18 protein-coding genes are annotated in these 16,166 nt (G+C 41.3%); 3 read left to right on the plus strand and 15 right to left on the minus strand.

Annotation, left to right across the window (positions count from 1 at the left end):
• Positions 1 to 7: 7 nt before the first annotated feature.
• From gvpN to E2R53_RS18825, 14 genes are all read right to left on the minus strand, one after another.
• Complete coding sequence (gene gvpN / locus E2R53_RS18765) at positions 8 to 931, minus strand: gas vesicle protein GvpN (protein ID WP_133313288.1); 924 nt, start codon at positions 929 to 931, stop codon at positions 8 to 10.
• A 28-nt stretch (positions 932 to 959) separates the two neighbouring features.
• Entirely contained in the window at positions 960 to 1,223 is a 264-nt protein-coding gene (gene gvpO, locus E2R53_RS18770; RefSeq protein ID WP_133313393.1) for a gas vesicle protein GvpO, read from the minus strand.
• 85 nt (positions 1,224 to 1,308) lie between these two features.
• Positions 1,309 to 1,569 (minus strand): gas vesicle protein GvpJ, encoded by a 261-nt coding sequence (gene gvpJ / locus E2R53_RS18775; RefSeq protein WP_133313289.1) that lies wholly within the window; start codon positions 1,567 to 1,569, stop codon positions 1,309 to 1,311.
• Positions 1,570 to 1,588: 19 nt separating this feature from the next.
• A complete protein-coding gene (gene gvpQ / locus E2R53_RS18780) occupies positions 1,589 to 2,056 on the minus strand; it encodes a gas vesicle protein GvpQ (protein WP_133313290.1) in 468 nt (155 codons plus the stop codon).
• A gap of 27 nt (positions 2,057 to 2,083) precedes the next feature.
• On the minus strand, positions 2,084 to 2,569 hold the full coding sequence (gene gvpT, locus E2R53_RS18785) for a GvpT/GvpP family gas vesicle accessory protein (protein WP_286166299.1): 486 nt from the start codon (positions 2,567 to 2,569) through the stop codon (positions 2,084 to 2,086).
• 40 nt (positions 2,570 to 2,609) lie between these two features.
• On the minus strand, positions 2,610 to 2,879 hold the full coding sequence (gene gvpA, locus E2R53_RS18790) for a gas vesicle structural protein GvpA (protein WP_070879557.1): 270 nt from the start codon (positions 2,877 to 2,879) through the stop codon (positions 2,610 to 2,612).
• A 508-nt stretch (positions 2,880 to 3,387) separates the two neighbouring features.
• Positions 3,388 to 3,939, minus strand: a complete 552-nt coding sequence (locus E2R53_RS18795) for a DUF5381 family protein (protein WP_206197408.1) — start codon at positions 3,937 to 3,939, stop codon at positions 3,388 to 3,390.
• A gap of 14 nt (positions 3,940 to 3,953) precedes the next feature.
• Entirely contained in the window at positions 3,954 to 4,751 is a 798-nt protein-coding gene (locus E2R53_RS18800; protein WP_133313291.1) for a hypothetical protein, read from the minus strand.
• Between the two features lie 18 nt (positions 4,752 to 4,769).
• Positions 4,770 to 6,017 carry a hypothetical protein gene (locus E2R53_RS18805; RefSeq protein WP_133313292.1) on the minus strand — a complete coding sequence of 416 codons (1,248 nt, stop codon included), beginning with the start codon at positions 6,015 to 6,017 and terminating at the stop codon, positions 4,770 to 4,772.
• Positions 6,018 to 6,044: 27 nt separating this feature from the next.
• On the minus strand, positions 6,045 to 6,203 hold the full coding sequence (locus tag E2R53_RS23370; protein ID WP_165971034.1) for a hypothetical protein: 159 nt from the start codon (positions 6,201 to 6,203) through the stop codon (positions 6,045 to 6,047).
• Between the two features lie 46 nt (positions 6,204 to 6,249).
• Positions 6,250 to 6,570 carry a WXG100 family type VII secretion target gene (locus E2R53_RS18810; RefSeq protein WP_133313293.1) on the minus strand — a complete coding sequence of 107 codons (321 nt, stop codon included), beginning with the start codon at positions 6,568 to 6,570 and terminating at the stop codon, positions 6,250 to 6,252.
• Positions 6,571 to 6,925: 355 nt separating this feature from the next.
• Positions 6,926 to 9,355: a carbohydrate binding domain-containing protein gene (locus E2R53_RS18815; RefSeq protein WP_133313294.1), complete on the minus strand. Its 2,430-nt coding sequence runs from the start codon at positions 9,353 to 9,355 to the stop codon at positions 6,926 to 6,928.
• 138 nt (positions 9,356 to 9,493) lie between these two features.
• Positions 9,494 to 10,741, minus strand: a complete 1,248-nt coding sequence (locus E2R53_RS18820; RefSeq protein WP_165971035.1) for a helix-turn-helix domain-containing protein — start codon at positions 10,739 to 10,741, stop codon at positions 9,494 to 9,496.
• A 192-nt stretch (positions 10,742 to 10,933) separates the two neighbouring features.
• The gene (locus E2R53_RS18825; RefSeq protein WP_133313296.1) at positions 10,934 to 12,646 is read right to left on the minus strand and encodes a M4 family metallopeptidase; all 1,713 of its coding nucleotides are present in this window, start codon (positions 12,644 to 12,646) and stop codon (positions 10,934 to 10,936) included.
• Between the two features lie 234 nt (positions 12,647 to 12,880).
• On the opposite strand from E2R53_RS18825, the gene E2R53_RS18830 reads away from it, so the two are divergent.
• The 3 genes from E2R53_RS18830 (at position 12,881) to E2R53_RS18840 (ending at position 14,653) form a co-directional block, all read left to right on the plus strand.
• Positions 12,881 to 13,453, plus strand: coding sequence for a DUF4047 domain-containing protein (locus E2R53_RS18830; RefSeq protein ID WP_165971036.1), 573 nt, complete (start codon positions 12,881 to 12,883; stop codon positions 13,451 to 13,453).
• Positions 13,422 to 13,967: a signal peptidase I SipW gene (gene sipW, locus E2R53_RS18835; protein WP_133313298.1), complete on the plus strand. Its 546-nt coding sequence runs from the start codon at positions 13,422 to 13,424 to the stop codon at positions 13,965 to 13,967. The genes E2R53_RS18830 and sipW overlap by 32 nt, the downstream gene beginning before the upstream one ends.
• 71 nt (positions 13,968 to 14,038) lie before the next feature.
• On the plus strand, positions 14,039 to 14,653 hold the full coding sequence (locus tag E2R53_RS18840) for a TasA family protein (protein ID WP_133313299.1): 615 nt from the start codon (positions 14,039 to 14,041) through the stop codon (positions 14,651 to 14,653).
• A gap of 233 nt (positions 14,654 to 14,886) precedes the next feature.
• Here the strand turns inward: E2R53_RS18840 and E2R53_RS18845 are convergent, their stop codons facing one another.
• Complete coding sequence (locus E2R53_RS18845; protein ID WP_133313300.1) at positions 14,887 to 16,155, minus strand: glutamate-5-semialdehyde dehydrogenase; 1,269 nt, start codon at positions 16,153 to 16,155, stop codon at positions 14,887 to 14,889.
• Positions 16,156 to 16,166: the final 11 nt, after the last annotated feature.

Consider the following 16,166-nt stretch of genomic DNA (forward strand, 5'->3'; position numbering starts at 1 on the left):
CACTCCTCTAATCCAAGACGTCCATTTTGCTGCATTCATCTATAATTAATTTTTCTGCATCTGCTTTGGCGTTATCCGAATCAAGGCATCTGCTGATTGGATGACACAAAATATCGATGCATAAGCTTTGAAAATCCTCGTCTTCGCCATCTATTGGAATATCCTGTTCTGACGCAAGCTTCGCAATCATAATCGAAGCTCTTAGACTAGGACCATTATTCTTATCGTTTGAGCATGCTTCCCGCAAATTCGTAACGAGAGTTGTAATCCCTCTTGCTTCGTTTTCTTCTACATCTGTTTTTTCAGCTACGATCATCGTCTCGCGTTCAACATCCTTATAATCGATGAACATTGTAATCAAGCGATCAAGCAGGGCATCCTGCGTATCATAAACGCCTGCATATTCAGCAGGGTTGCTGGTGAAAATAACTGCGAAATCGGGATGAACCCGGACAAATGGGTCAGTTAATTTAGAGCCGTATAACGGGAGGACACCTTCTTCTAAAATCGATAAGAAAATATTATTAGTAGTAGGGCGTGATCTGGTGAACTCATCATAAATCAGCGTATAACCGTTTTTAACTGCTTCAAGCAGCCGTCCGTCTTTCCACATTTCACTGACACTTTCATCTTTTTTATAAACAGATCTCACATACTGATCGACGACCTTTTTACTCGTATACCCTGTAAAATCTCCGATTAAATCTTTGTTATTTAATTCGTGATTTCCGTGCATAAGCATGACCGGCCGTTTTCTTTTTTTAGCAAGAGCAAGCGCAAGGGAGGTTTTTCCTGCACCTGAGGGGCCTGTAAAATGAACAGAATATCCGGATTTCAAGTATTGCAGCGAACGTTTGAGAATATCCTTCGTCTCATCGTCCTGTATCAATGCTCTTGCATCTTTTTTTACTTTTTCTTTTAAGACTGTCATCTTTTCTTGCCTCCTGCCCGCTCATCCCTTACTGTTCCACGCCGATTGCGCTTCGGTACCGAATGTCCAGCCTCTTAAACGAAATCACTTCTTCGTCTTTATTTAACTGACATTCATAGGTTCCGAGCATTTCATCTTTTGCGTATTTTTTCATATATTCTTTTTCTTCGATTACTTCAACTGTAACTCTCCAGCCCTCTTCCATCGCTTCAACAGAAGTGATTTTGTGCGGCGGTGCTACATGTTCGCTGAAAAAGTCGTTTACGTTTTTCAAAATATCTTTAATAGCCATAGTGTCGCCTCCGATTGTTCCTTCAGCCGTTACAAGGTAAGAAGCAGGAGCCATTATAAGAACGGCTCCATGCCAGTTGTTTTACTTAAATACTAAACTGTGAACTTCTTTCATTCGATTGAGCAGGGAGACCTTTATCCTCAACGTCATCACGAAGAAGACCTACAGCCTCTGCATAACGCAACCATGTATCAACACTCGCAATTACGACACGTGCTTCAATCGTTAAAATCTCAATTCCTACAACTGAGACTCTTGCAAATGCGTCAATTACGATCCCTTTATCTAAAATCCGGTCAATAACCTCTGCTAAACTCGAACTGTTGTTGCTCTTTTGAATCGACATTTCTTTTTTCTCCTCTCAGTTAAGATCCAATGGTTTTAATATCTGTTGAAGATTTAATGTCATTGGAACTTTTGATCTTCGTAGAGCTTTTTAGATTTGTGGAGCTTTTAATCTGATTGACGCCTTTGATGCCTTTATAGCCTTTACCTTTTTTCTTATCGTCTTTAGAAGAAATCTTCTCTTGAAAGTCTTCTCCTGCTTCTTTTACATTGCCAAGCTTGTCTCTTACTGACAGCAGGACATCCTGCACCTTCTCTTTTGCTTCTTCCGCTTTGCCATGGACTTTATCTGCGTTCTCGTCTTTAGCATGGCCGAGCTTTTCAGCAGCTGCATTTGCTTTCTCCTGCAGCTTTTCTTCTGTTTTCTCGACGAATTTTTCCTTCGCCTTTTCTTTCACCTTATTCTCAACCTTTTCTTTAATAGGTTCAGGCGTATGTTTAATGATTTCTTTCCCAGCTTTTAAAGCGGCTTTTTTCATTTTATCCATCTAATCACCCCTTTCAGGGCAGATCACTTATTTCTTTGCTTCAATCAGCTGATTCAGCATTTCTTCAATGCGCTGAAGCTGGTCATTCATGTTTTTATTTTCTTCTTTCAGCTCATCATACTGTGAAGAGTCTAATTCCTTTTCTTCACCTTTCTCCTGTTCTGGAGCAGATTCTTTCTTCTTTTTCGGAGCAAGCAGGCTGCTTAAGTTTCCTTTATCAAGGTAGCCCGTTGCTGTCTGTCTGAGTGCAACCATTGCCTGCTCAGTAATGATTTCCTGCGCCGTTCTTCTCAATTCCTTGCCGGCAACTCTTACTACTTCTGATTGCCCAAGACTGTTAAACACTTTTTTGCTTGTCTCAGGACTTGAAAGCAATCCGATACCTGCTCCAACGACTCCGCCTAAAATGGCATAATTTAAGGAGTTGTGCTGCTTCTCATCTTGACTCTGTTCTTCCTGCTGATTTGATTCTTCTTGATTTTCCATTTTTTCTTTCTTATCTTTACTCGCCATGATTTATCCCCATTTCTATATATAGTAGTGATTCATTTATTTAAAAGTTAAAAGCTGATTGTGTGTTCCGTTCATTCTTTTGACGATTTGCAAGACCTTCCTCCTGCACCTCATCACGCAGCAATCCGACAGCCTCTGCATATCGCAGCCATGTGTCGACGCTGGCAATCACAACCCGTGCTTCAATCGTTAAAATTTCAATTCCTACAAGCGACACTCTGGCAAATGCATCAATTACAATTCCTTTATCAAGAATCCGGTCAATAACTTCCGCTAAACTCGAACTGTCATTACTTTTTTGAATACTCATTTCTTTATTAGCTCCTTTCATTGACGATGTAAATTTGGGCAAGCCCTAATCGCTTTGTTACTTGGGATATACCTTATAAAACATCAGTTAAAACATGAGTTGGATAATAGATGAAATTGCTTTCCATCATTTTCTATTATTTCCTGTCCATATTTCGAAAACCTCTTCAAAAAATGCTGAACTGCCGCCATTTTCAGAAGATTTTAAAGAGATTTAAGACAAAAAAGTCAATTTTGTTACAAGGTGATTACAAAGTGATCCAGAGAGGATTTTTCTTCGTTATGGGGGTGAAAAAAAAACCGTATTCGGTTGGAATACGGGGTGTCCAAAAAGTCTGTTATCACAAAAATTGTTGTTTTCGATTAAAATGTTGTTCGTTCCTTTCCGCTCCACTACTAAGTTTACGAAATGAGCCTACAGAAAAAAGCAGGCAGGAAATTAACATTTGTTTTTCCTGCCTGCTACATTTTAGAGACTTATTGGACAATCCCATTCTATTTCATAAAGACTAAACGTCTATCTTCCGCTCATATTTTGCATCTTCAAACAATTCACTCAAGTTCACGTGACGGTCCCAGACTTCCTTTGCATCTTCTCTCATATTCGGATAAATAAATTGATCTACCATAATGGCAAAGTCTGTGTCGTCAATTAAATTGTAAGTCCGGATTTTGCTTACCTCACCCTGAAATGTTTCAATGACGATATCATTTATCAGGTTAAGCGGATTTCTTACAAAACGGATTCTCCGTATATTTGAAAAGGGAATTTTGTTTTTCTTTGTCATAATGAAGCCGCTTGATCCTTCTGTCAGTACAAGCAGCGTTTTTCCCGGTACAAACCCCGGAAGTGACCATAGTGTAAGATATAGAAAGATTGGAAAAAGCAAAAAGCCTCCTCCAAGGTAAAAAAACGAGTATTTTGAATCGAATTTAAAGCCATTTATGATGAGAAAGAAACAAGCTGCAAGCCCTCCAAAGGTAGCAAGAAGCATCCACACATACATAAATTTGGAGCCTTTTATTTTGACGCTGTTGTTTTCTTTTTGCAGGTTTAGCAAAGAAATCCTCCTCTTTAAGCAGATACAGTGATTAATTTTTCAAGAAGGCCAGGAATGAAGCTCTTATCAGCTTCTCTGACATCTAGTCCCTGAAGCTGTGATCTGGTCAGAACCCACGAACAATTTTGCCCAGGGATAAAAAATGTAATATCAACAAGATCAGGGCTATTATTTACATCATATTTTAGATACAGGAAACTGTCCATCTTCCCTTTTCTTTTTATTAGGTCTGTAACTAGTTGTGCAAAATCATGGTTTTTTTGCAGAGCAGAAAAATTCTTCACGATGTTTTGAGGATCGTTAATTTGTTGACTTGCTACTTCAAGCAGCCCCTCAAACTCAGCATCAGTTAAAGAAAACAAGACACCGCTTTTGTCAGATTCTAATGAAATCAATTGAAAAAAGGTGTTTAGATCTTTAACAGCGCTCTCTTCTTCTACTTCCATAATTGCATGTACCTGATGATCATGCAGCATTTGATGTGAATAAACTTTTCCTTGTTTTAGATGGTACGTGACGGATTCTTCATGGGCAAGATCAAAGGAAAATTTAGATCCTTTTAGGGTACTGTCAGCAGAGTTTAGAACATGAATGTATTCTGCATATTCTTCTTTTAAATAATACTGTTTGTCTTCTTCTTTAACCATGTCTTTAGCCAATAGAGAACGGGATGCTATCTCAAGCATAAACTTTAAATCTTCTTCTTTTATATTTGGGAAATACGTATCCTTTAATCCCATTCCTTGCTCATATAACCCCTCACTGTAAAAAGAAAAAATAAGTTCTTCAATACTTAATTGTATAGAATTCATAAGTCATCCTTAACCTCCTTAACCAAATGAGAATTTTCCTTTTAGAAAGTTTCCAGCCCCGCTTACAAGAGATTCAGCGGTGTCTTTTGCTTTTGAAAGACCTTTGCCGATATCTTTTACTTTGCCTACAGGATCTGCAAATGTTTCTTTTATTTGTTTGTTGGAAAAATCTACGCCGCTGTTTAACGTATCCACTGCCTTTCCGGCTTTTTCAAAACCGCTTTTAAACACATTAATGCCGCCTTGAATTTGGTCATCAAATACCATGGCTGCTTTTTCACTAAATCCAGCTGTATATTTTGCAACTTTTTCACCGATTAGTCCGCCGACAAAAGAACCTGCAGATGCACCTACAACTGTTCCTACAGGGCCAAAAACGCTGAGAACTGCCCCTCCAACCACTGCACCCGCAATGGCTCCTCCACTTATAGCAGCAGTGTTGTTGACGGCATTTCCAACAGCCTTTGCATTTTCACGTTTTAAGACGTCCGGATCATTCCCATATTTAGCGTAGTTCTCTGATATCTTGAGGCCCATTCCTCCCATTTCCATCGCACCTGTAATTGCCACTGTTGTCAATGCATTGGTTTTTGCGAATTTAAGCCCCGATTTTGCAAAAGATGACACTTTTGAAGCATTCAACGTGTTGTATTTTAAACCCCTCACAAACGTTTTGGCGTCATTTGTATAATTCACTACATCATCTGGAAGATACTTTGCATATTTTTTATGAACCAGGTCTGCAAAAGATGAAGAATTGTATCGCGGAGAAAGAAAACTCACTTTCAAAAACCCTCTGGCTACTTTGCGGTACTTTGAATCGTCGATTACATCTGATAAAGTCTGCAAGACGCTCATATGTCTAAATGAATATAAATGATCTGTATTTTTAACAAACTGTGTTAATCCAAGACCATAAAATGTAGCCTGTCTCCCTACTAATGCCCCCATGGCAGTTAAAGCCCCGTACTTCTCATGAAGTTTGTAAAGCTGGCCGATTAAGTTATCAGCTTCTGCAAATTTATTCCCTGTATTTCTGACATCCTGCTCCATATCGCTTAGGTGACTTACAAGTGCGCTCCCTGTATTCCATGAATCTCCCACTCCATAAAAACAATGGCTGTATTCGGGGGGAGCACTCATAATCAAGTTGGCAAGCTCAATATGCAGCAGTTTATATTCTTCTTCAACATCTGATAACTTGTGAACAAATGAATTGGCAAGGTGATCGAGCTTATCCGGTTCTACTGAAATTTTATTAGCCATAGGAACTCCTTCCTTTTCCAATAATACTTATATTAATTGATAAAATTGATAGCCTAAAATAGCGATTTGAAACGGAAGAAGAAAGAAATCGATACACCCTGGAACACAGCCGTCATCCATTCCTTTTTTCTCTTCTTTTTTCTTTTTGCGATTATAATTTGGATCATGATCATGTTGATGGCTCATTGTTCACCTCATAGTTAAAATTTTGTCATTATTTTAAAGAACCTTCCTACTGCACATCTAATTTCTTCAAACGGAGAATTCTCTCAAGCCGCTCTAATTCCTCTTGTCTTTCAATCTCTTCCCTTACCCGGTCAACAGAGGCGGCGGCGGCTTCGAGCTCGCGGCTGATGTTGTAGAGGTTGTCGGAGTGTCGCTGGAACAGGATCTGGGCTTCGTCCATAGCGGAATCAAATTTGTTTCTGCTTTTACCGCTCCATGTAGCTGCATTATTGTTAATGTCTTGAAGCAATTTTGCTTCCTTGTCTTTCACGGAATCTGAAGCTTCCTGAAACACCCTTGCAAGGGCTCTGACGTGTTCGGAATTCATAGTTTCACCTCTTCTTTTCTTGCGTTTTTCTATGTATATCCTACATATCTCTACAGAATGATTCCTTTTTTGCACATATAAGAAAATGTTACTAGATTCAATTTCCAATTTCCATAAGTCTCCAGTAACATTTTCTAAGACTGATTGTTCAGGCAAAAGCGCGAGAAAAGTACTGGTTTAGATAGACAATAGTTCTTACGGAGAAATCATTAGGACTTAGTAATGATGAATTAGAAGAAAAATATCCCAATTATCTATTACCACCCGCCCATAAAGAGATAAACCTATTTTTATAAAAATTTCCATTTTCATCAAAAAAAGCAGAATCTCACCACCTGAGATTCTGCTTCATTATTTATTGCTTTACTTTTAGTACCACATTATCAATTTCTATTGCATGAGCTCCAAGTGGAGAACCCACCGTCTTTCCAAACAAAAACTTCATCGCAGCAATGTCATCAGACGGCATCGTGAATTCAAAAGAATATGTCTGCATTTCATCGGTTAAGGAAAGCTTTTCACTTAGAAACCTTGTGTATTGCACATTTTCTACCGTAAGCTCTGCCTCGCGCGGCTTAGTAGAACGTGCGTCAAAGGATACTTCGTAAACTGCCCCTTTAGCAAGCTTCATATTTTCCTGCTGCAAGATGACGCTCCACGGTTCATGGCCTTCATTTGTGATGGCAATCTCAGCTTTACCGCTGTCAGCAGCAATCATAGCCGCTGCATCGTAGTGGATATAGGAACCCCATGAGGTTAAGCTGTTACTGAAATCGCCATTTTTCAATGGAAACAAATCGATATTTCCATAGTCGATTTTATCTGTCGTTTTAAGCAGGACAATGTCATCAAGGAAGACATCTCCTTTAGCTCCTCCCAAGTTGAAAATCAGCTGGCCTTCGAGATCGCTGAGCTCATCCGTCATCGTAAATTCAACCGTTTTTTCTTCCATTTTTGAGGAAAGCTGAACGATTTTAGGTTCTGAATAACTGACAGTGCCGTCTTTGCTCCGGATATCCAGCTGAATGTCTCTGAGTTTAGTTGCCCGTGCTTTAAAAATCGCCTTATATTCATTTCCCTTGATCAACTGAACCCCTTTTTGTAAAACCTGAACAGACTCAGAGCTCTTGCCAGATTTTTTAATGTCCACTTTCAGTTCTCTTGAGCTCTCGTCAACGCTCGCTTCTGCTTTAGCATCATCTGTTTTTACATGCCAGAAAATCATCCGGTCCATGCGTCCCTGATCAAATGTTCCGTTGTAGATATAGTTGCCGTCTGGAAGCGGCTGCTTTGAGGCGTTCTCATCCTGTGCCTCGCCGGTTATATCCTTCACTCTGACATTTCCGATCCACACAGGATTTGTCCCATTTCCGCCTAAGTTAAATTCGAGCCGTGCCTCAATGTCTGTTTCATTTAGCATGTCAAAGGTAAATTCATAGGACTGAAGCTGATCAGACAGGTTGAAGGACTCTTCATTCGAGTATTTGACCCAGCCTCTGTCAGGACCGGCTCCAGCTTTCACCATCAGGCTGCGGGGAGCAGTTGATTTTGCATCAAAGCTGACTTTATATTTCCCTCCTTGTCCAAGAGAAAGGTTTTGAATCAATTGGAGAGAGTAAAGCTGACTTCCAGGGTTAGAAATCGAGGTTTTGGCTAAATTCATCCCCGATACCTGTTCAACCGAAACCGCCCCTGCTCCTCCAAAGTCCGGAAGATGAACGAAGTTCCAATATTCCTTGTTCAAAGCAACTTCCCCTGCAGCAACATCCGTAATCGGCTGTTCGTAAGCTGAATCGTAAATGAAGTTTCCATCTGCCAATGGCTGCTTCGCATTTGCGGGGAGCTCGACAGGTTCAAGCTTCGGCTCAACTGGGTCAGCATAGTCTCCATTTTTCAAGTCAAACACGCGGACATAATCGACTTCCATTTGCTGAGGAAACGTTGTTGACGCATCCGGATCTCCGTCAAACCAGCCTCCGACTGCAAGATTCATGATTAAATAGAAATTCTGGTCAAATGGCGCAGGATAGGCGAAATTCGCCGCATTGTCTTTTCCTTTTGAGTACCACTTGTTTTGAGTTTGATAAAGCTCACCGTCTACATACCAGCGAAGCTCGCCAGGCTCCCATTCAAGGGCATACGTATGCCAGTCGCTGACTGTGCTGTTATCTTTAAAATGATATTCCTTGCCTGTGTATTTGTTGTTCGGCCAGCCTTCACCATAATGGATTGTTCCGGCTACAAGATTTGGCCTGCTTCCCCAGGACTCCATAATGTCAATTTCTCCAGAAGCAGCCCATGAACCATACTTATCTTCTTCGGGAAGCATCCAAATCGCCGGCCACAGTCCTTTTCCAGCAGGAAGCTTCGCCTTGATTTCATAGCGTCCGTATTTATGGCTGAACAGTCCCTTTGTTTTCACCTTAGCCGACGTATAGTCATACGTGCCGAATTGATCGGATGTTTGTTCCTTCTTTGCTTTAATAATCAACTTCCCATCTTCGGTGTAAGCGTTTTCTTTTGAGTCCGTATAAAATTCCTTCTCGTTATTTCCCCAGCCTGATGCAATTCCATTCCCGTCAGCATCAACAATCCAGTTGCCCAAGTCAAAGTTCCATTTGCTTCTGTCAATCTCGGTTCCGCTGAATTCGTCTGACCAAACAAGTGACCACTGCTTTTTCTTCATCGCTTCTCCTTTTTTCTCTTCGGTTCCTCCTGCCTGGGCATAAATGCTGCCTGAAAGCATGAGCAAACCACACATCATGATCGCAATTCCTTTTTTCAAATTCTTTCCCTCCCCCTAAAAAATGATGAACCTACACTTAGTTTAGCGTGACTTTTCATCATTCTTCAGACATGAAATTTTGTATAAGGGCGCAATATTTTAGAAATGAAAAAAAGGAGCTGCGCGGGCACCTCACTTTTACTGCTGCTGAATAAAGCCATCCGCAATCCGGACTGCTTTTTCATACTGTTCTGTTTCTGTGTAATGGGTATAAAGCTGTTTTCCGAATTTATCAATCATTGTTTTTTGATTGTTCGTTTGAAAAAAAGGCAGACCGCTCTCTTCAATATATAAATAATACTCTTCAAACGCATTCTTTATCTTGTAGCTAAGGAGCGTAAAGAGAATTTTATACAGGGTGCTGTTCATTTTCTTCGCTGAGGCAAGCCCGTCTTCAGCCATTTTAAGCAAAGATTTTTGAGGAATGAGCTTGCCTTCCATACAGTTGTCTGCATAATTGTAGAGCCTGTTCAGATAGATAACCTTGTTTTTATCCGCCATTTTAAGAGCCCTTTTATAAAATGGATGCGCAGAAGCATATTCTTTTCTTTTAAAGCATTCAAGTCCGGCATTGTGGAGAAGCATCGCTTTGATTTCATCAGCTGAAATCGCATCGCAATCCTCAATTAATTGATGATAACGCGCTATTTTAAGATCAAATTCAGCTTTGGTCGCACTTTCTTTTTGCAAAAGCATAACAGCTTCAGACTGAATCGCACGGAAAAAATTATTTGTTTCTTTAAAAAAATGAAGGGCTTTTTCAGCATGAAGGTAGGCCATCGTTTTAGATTCAACCCAGTGATACGCGACAGCCAAATGATAATGGTATTCTCTGTTCGGGTAATCCTCCGGCTGAATGCCTTTCATCGCTTCGATTGCTTTATTCCGGTTTTCACTGCTGAAATTGTTGTACTTTTCCAGATAGCACAACCCAATCACGTGCTGAAGAAGATTTCTCTCGTAGGGTGAAGACTGGGGATTTTCCTTGAGAATATGCTGAACGATGGTACATGCTTTTTCCCCTTCTTTGTTCAAAATGTAATATCTTGCAAGCAGCATTTGATAGAAGAAGCCATGATTTGAGGAGCTGATAAAGGGAAGCCGTTCGAGTTCTGTTTTGATTTTGTCCGCTTCTTTCTTTCTCAGCATGATGATGGACGAATGCCATTGGTGGAGCTTTTTCTCTATGTTTTGGAGGTTTTCGATTTCTTTTTTAATATCAATATGTAAGCGGGCAGAAAATAAATCAATGATTTCCTCTGAATACTGTGTATGCCCCCTCTCAATTTTGCTTACATGTGTAGCGGTGCAGATATCTTTACCCAATTGTTCTTGTGTGAGTCCTGCTCTTTTTCGGTAAAATTTAATAATTTCTCCTTCTAGCATGAACATCTCTCCCTATCCCCGTCTGTAAAAAACATCTATATAAATGTAACCATTTTACGACGTTTTTCCTGCTTGAGGGATGAGGATTTAGACACATCTTTGAAAACTTCTGAACATGACCATCACACTATGAAATTGCCAGAATTTATTCAAAGAAAAACCATAGACAGAAGTCCATGGTTTTTTCAGAAATTATTCAGCCGGAACTCCAACGGAATCATACGCTGCAATGACAGCTTTTGTTTCAGCAGATGGCTGGCCGCTGCGGTCTGGATAAAGATCTCTTGCTGACTGAATCGCAGCCTGGCGCATTTCTTTGAAGCCTGATGATGGAGTGAGATATTTCGTTAAAGCACGGTAGTAGATTTTTTCTGTTTTTTGGCGAGTGATGCCTGTTACAGTAATTCCATAGTGCTCGCCGCCTTCAGAGATGAGGTAGGCTGCTTTGTTGTTGATGCTGCTGTTAATATGGACTCCGCCTTTGTCTAAAGTGCCTAAGTAGCGGTCATTGTAATGATCAGGATAATGCCCTGAAGGCAGATAGGCTGTGCTCAGCTTTGTTTTCGTCGGATCACTTAGTGAGCGCAGGCCACCGTCACCAGGTTTATTTGGTGTGAAGATGTCCTCACCCATCTCCCATTCAGGTGCGCTTGCGGAACCACTTGCATGCATCTCTGCCAATGCCCCGAAAATATCTGCAATTGATTCATTGATGGCGCCGGATTCATCCTGATACGTCATGTTGGCTGTATTAGATATCACACCATGTGTCATTTCATGCCCTGCCACATCAAGTCCTCCTGCAAGCGAGCTGAACTGAACGCCGTCACCGTCTCCGTACAGCATTTGTTTTCCGTTCCACGCAGCATTGTTCCATTTCTCCCCAATATGAACAGTGCTGACAAGCTTCATGCCATTTCCATTCAAGCTGTTGCGCTTATGCATGGTTTGATAGTAATTATTTACTTTAATCGAGTTGACATGTGCAGATACAGCGGCTGGATCTGCAAAGAAGCTGGTCTTTGTTGTGACCTCTTGGCCTGTATATCCAAAAAGAGCAGAGAGTAGTAGAAACGGAGTTTCCCCCAATCTCTTCGCGCTGAAAGTGTGAACGTCAACCACATTCCCTCCAGAAGCAGCAGCCCCGTGCAAGTAGCTTGTCCCACTTGCCATATCCTTCACAGCAATAAACGACTGCATCGTACCGGTAACATCCAGGCCTCTTGAATTCACCGGAGAAACAGACGGCAGATCCGCTTCATGAACAGCATTAAAACTCTCCACTACATCTCCAGTTAAAGCATCAACGAAGTAATGGAAATAACCAGGAGCAGGGATGGAAGTAGAAGCTTTGACCAAGTAAGTTAAGTAGTATTTTCCTTCATGCTTGTAGATCGTTAATTCGGAATCAATGCCGTCATAACCCTTAACTTCCCCAATTTCCGATTCCACGCCTTCTTTTGCAATCTCCACTGCTTCCTCTTTTGATAAGACAGGCTCAGTCGGTATGATTGTACGGGCTAATTTTTGCGTAACATCTCCAAACGAAGCATACACGTTGTTTTCTGCATCAAGGGCAACACTTTGACCAGATCCATAGATAGGAATGCCGTTGTATTGCTCAACCGTACGCACGTGATATGTATTTGTCGCCGGATCTGCCTCTTCGCTGATAATCTTGAACTGCTCGCCGGATGTTGTTGCTGAACGAGCTCCGGAATCCGCTACTTTAGACTGAAGAAATGCTTTAACAACCGCTTGTTTACTTAACCCTTCCGCTTCAAACAGAACCGTTGTTTCAGCGGCGTGTGCATTTGCTGTCGGCAGTGCGATCCCGCCCAGCACAACGGATAAAGCTAATACTGCTGGTATCACGGCTTTTTTCCCTTTGTTTTTCCTTTTCAAATCCTTCACCCCTTATTCGAATTGTGCTGCTGTAACAATTTGAATTATTGGGAATATTCTCATTTAAGTCAATTGGGTTATTTTCATACCTTGTTTTTGCGCTATTTCCCAAGAAATGATGAAAAACGACAAAATCCTATGTTCTTTTCCTGTAAAAATAACCCCATAACAATTTTCGGATCATTCAGTAATAATTAAGGCAGATGCACAATGCTTGTCCTGGAGGTTTCGGAAATGAAAGGAATACTGCCTAAACTACTATCGCTGCCATGCCTGTGCTGTATCGGATTTTATGCAGGAACACAGCTGATCGGCGAAACAGAAGCTGCTTTCACCAGCCAGACTGCACCAGCTCCGCTAACCATTTCGGCAGCCTTAATTTTCCCAGAGGGAGTTCAGCTAAAGGAAAAACAAGCCCGGCAAATCGGAGAGAAGATGATTCAATCATACAATCGCATCCCTGAACAGTCAGAAGACGGCACTCTGGAAGAATTACACGGAACGCTTACCGAGCTTGATGCCATTGAAGACGAGCTGGCTGCCGGACAGGAAGAACTGGACAGCCTCTATATAGAATTGCTCTCCTATCAGCAGCAGTCCGCTTCAGAAAACGGCAAACCACTAGATTACGTGGCAAAAGGGGTAAAAGCCGTCGGCAAAATTATAAAAGAAGCAGAAAAGTACATTGATTATCAGCGGATAAAAGAATTTCAAACTTCTCTTGTTAAACAGATAAAAGAGATGGAAAATCAGGTATCCGTCCAAAAGGAGGCAGCTGAAAGTGATAACGAAACTAGTGAAAAATAGTCTGAGCGGGTTATTCATCCTGATCATCTGCTCTTTGGCTTTCATCGTTCTTTCTTCCCGCTTGACCGGCGGAGAGCCCTCAGTTATGGGCCATCAATTGAAAGCTGTCTTATCAGGATCGATGGAGCCTGTGTTCCAAACAGGGTCTGTCATCTCCATCAAACTTGGAAAAGATCCGTCCACTTATAAAAAAGGCGATATTATTACCTTCCAAATGGACGAGAAGCTGATTACCCACAGAGTCATCAAAGTTATCGATCAAAATGGACAAGCAACGTATCAAACAAAGGGTGATAATAATAACGGCCCTGATATGTGGACTGTGCAGCCTGGACAAATCATTGGGGAATACAGCGGATTTACAATTCCTTATGCGGGATACGCAATGAATTATGCAAACACAAAAGCGGGATCAGCTCTTCTATTAATCATTCCAGGAGCTCTGCTGATACTCTCTGCATTACGCACGATTTTCACGGCAGTAAAGGAAATGGAACTGACAAAAGCCGGTTAGATCTCCTATGTATCACATTACATATGAGTTTAATAAATTTTGCTTACATAACAATTAAAGGGGATGAAGAAATGAGTTTTGTTAAGAAAATAAGCAGCGGGGTTATGACGGCAGCACTTGGACTATCTTTAGTCAGCGGAGGAACCTTTGCGTACTTCAGTGACACAGTAGAAACGAAAAATACTTTTGCAGCAGGAACATTGGATCTTGGCGTTAACCCGAATCTTGTTGTCAACGTAAACAACATTAAACCAGGAGATGAAGTGTACCGTGAATTCACTCTTGAAAACAACGGGACATTAGACATCCATAAAGTCTTATTAAATACTCAGTATTCTGTAGAAGACTGGAAAGGCGACAACACAGATGATCTCGCCAAACACATTAAAGTTACGATTATGTACAACACGAGCAGCGCAACAAATGCAGTCGTGGAAACAACCCTTGCCGATCTTAAAAACCAGACACCAGACTTAACTCAAATTGATACGTTCGTCGGCAGCACCACAAAACCTGACGGCATACCTGCTGGCGGCCAAGAAAAAATCTTCGTTCTGTTTGAGTTTGTGGACAACGGACAGGATCAAAATCAATTCCAGGGCGACAAGCTTCAAGTTAACTGGAACTTCAATGCACAGCAAGGCGCAGGAACTTATTATGATGATACGGATGAGAGCAATAACTAAATAAAGGTAAAAATCTTAGAGGGTACCAAATTGCGCAGCAATTGGTATCCTTTTTGTTATTTTAACATTAGTTAACAAAGCCGGAAGGTAATCATAGAGGCTGTATGAGGATCTAAAACCAAAAAATTCTTTAACTAAGGTAACCATAGAGCTCAAATACCCGGAAGAGACCGGTTAGCGGCAAGTAAAAACGCCCAATTAGAAATCGGGCGTTTTATAGTGCTATTCAATATTTACCTAACTTGTCCATTCCCCGTCATCATATATTTAATCGTTGTCAGCGCCGGCAAGCCCATCGGCCCGCGTGCATGGAGCTTTTGAGTGGAGATGCCGATTTCTGCGCCGAATCCAAGCGCGCTGCCATCTGTAAATCTTGTAGAAGCATTATGATAAAGGGCTGCTGCATCGACTAAGTGCATGAAGCGCTTAGCGGTTTCCGCATTTTCTGTAATGATTGCTTCTGAATGCTTTGTTCCGTACTGATCGATATGATCAATAGCTTCATCAAGATTGCTCACTGTTTTAATCGCAAGATCCAGGCTTAAATATTCGCCCGCCCAGTCGTCTTCATTTGCAGGAATGACATTTGGAAGAGCATCGGCTGCTTCCTTATCGCCGTGAATGGTAATGCCGTGCTTTTTCACAGCTTCTGCAAGTGCTTCTTTATTTTCAAGAAGCCAGTCACGATGAACAATCAGTGTTTCCGCTGCATTACATACTGCAGGACGGTCTGTTTTGGCATTGATAAGAATGTTCAGCGCCTTATCCGCGCCAGCTTCTTTATCAAAATATAGATGGCAGTTTCCTACTCCAGTCTCTAAAACAGGTACTGTTGCATTTTCAACAACCGCCTTGATTAAAGAAGCGCCGCCTCTTGGAATCAGAACGTCAATATGCTCCTTCATTGTGAAAAGCTGCTGTGTTGCCGCTCGATCCGTTGAAGCGATAAACTGAACGGCTTCTTTCGGAATTTTCGTTTTCTCAAGTGCACGGTGCATCACTTCAACAATCTTTTGGTTAGATGATAGAGCAGACGAGCCGCCTTTCAGGACAATCGCATTCCCTGATTTAAGCGCAAGTCCTGCCGCATCTGCCGTTACATTTGGGCGTGCCTCGTAAATCATGCCGATGACGCCGAGAGAAACGCGAACTTCTTCTACCTTTAAGCCGTTTTCAAGAGTCCAGTTTGACAAAACATCCCCAGTTGGATCAGGAAGATCTGCTACCTGACGCAGACCATCTGCAATATCGCCGATACGATCTTGATTAAGAGCCAAACGATCCATGTAGGCCTCATCAAACCCTTTTTCTCTTCCCTTATCCAAGTCTTCTTTATTCGCATCCAAAATCACTTGGTATTCTTTTTCTAATTCATTTGCAACAATTCGGATAGCTTCATTTTTTTCATCTGTCGTTAACAAGCTTAATGTTTTCTGTGCTTTTTTCGCTGTGATTGCCTGTTCTTCCACCGTCATTGGTTTAAGAGCTGCAATACTCATCAAAACGCCTCCAG

The sequence above is a fragment of the Peribacillus frigoritolerans genome, from assembly GCF_004358755.1.
GTDB lineage: Bacteria > Bacillota > Bacilli > Bacillales > Bacillaceae > Bacillus_P.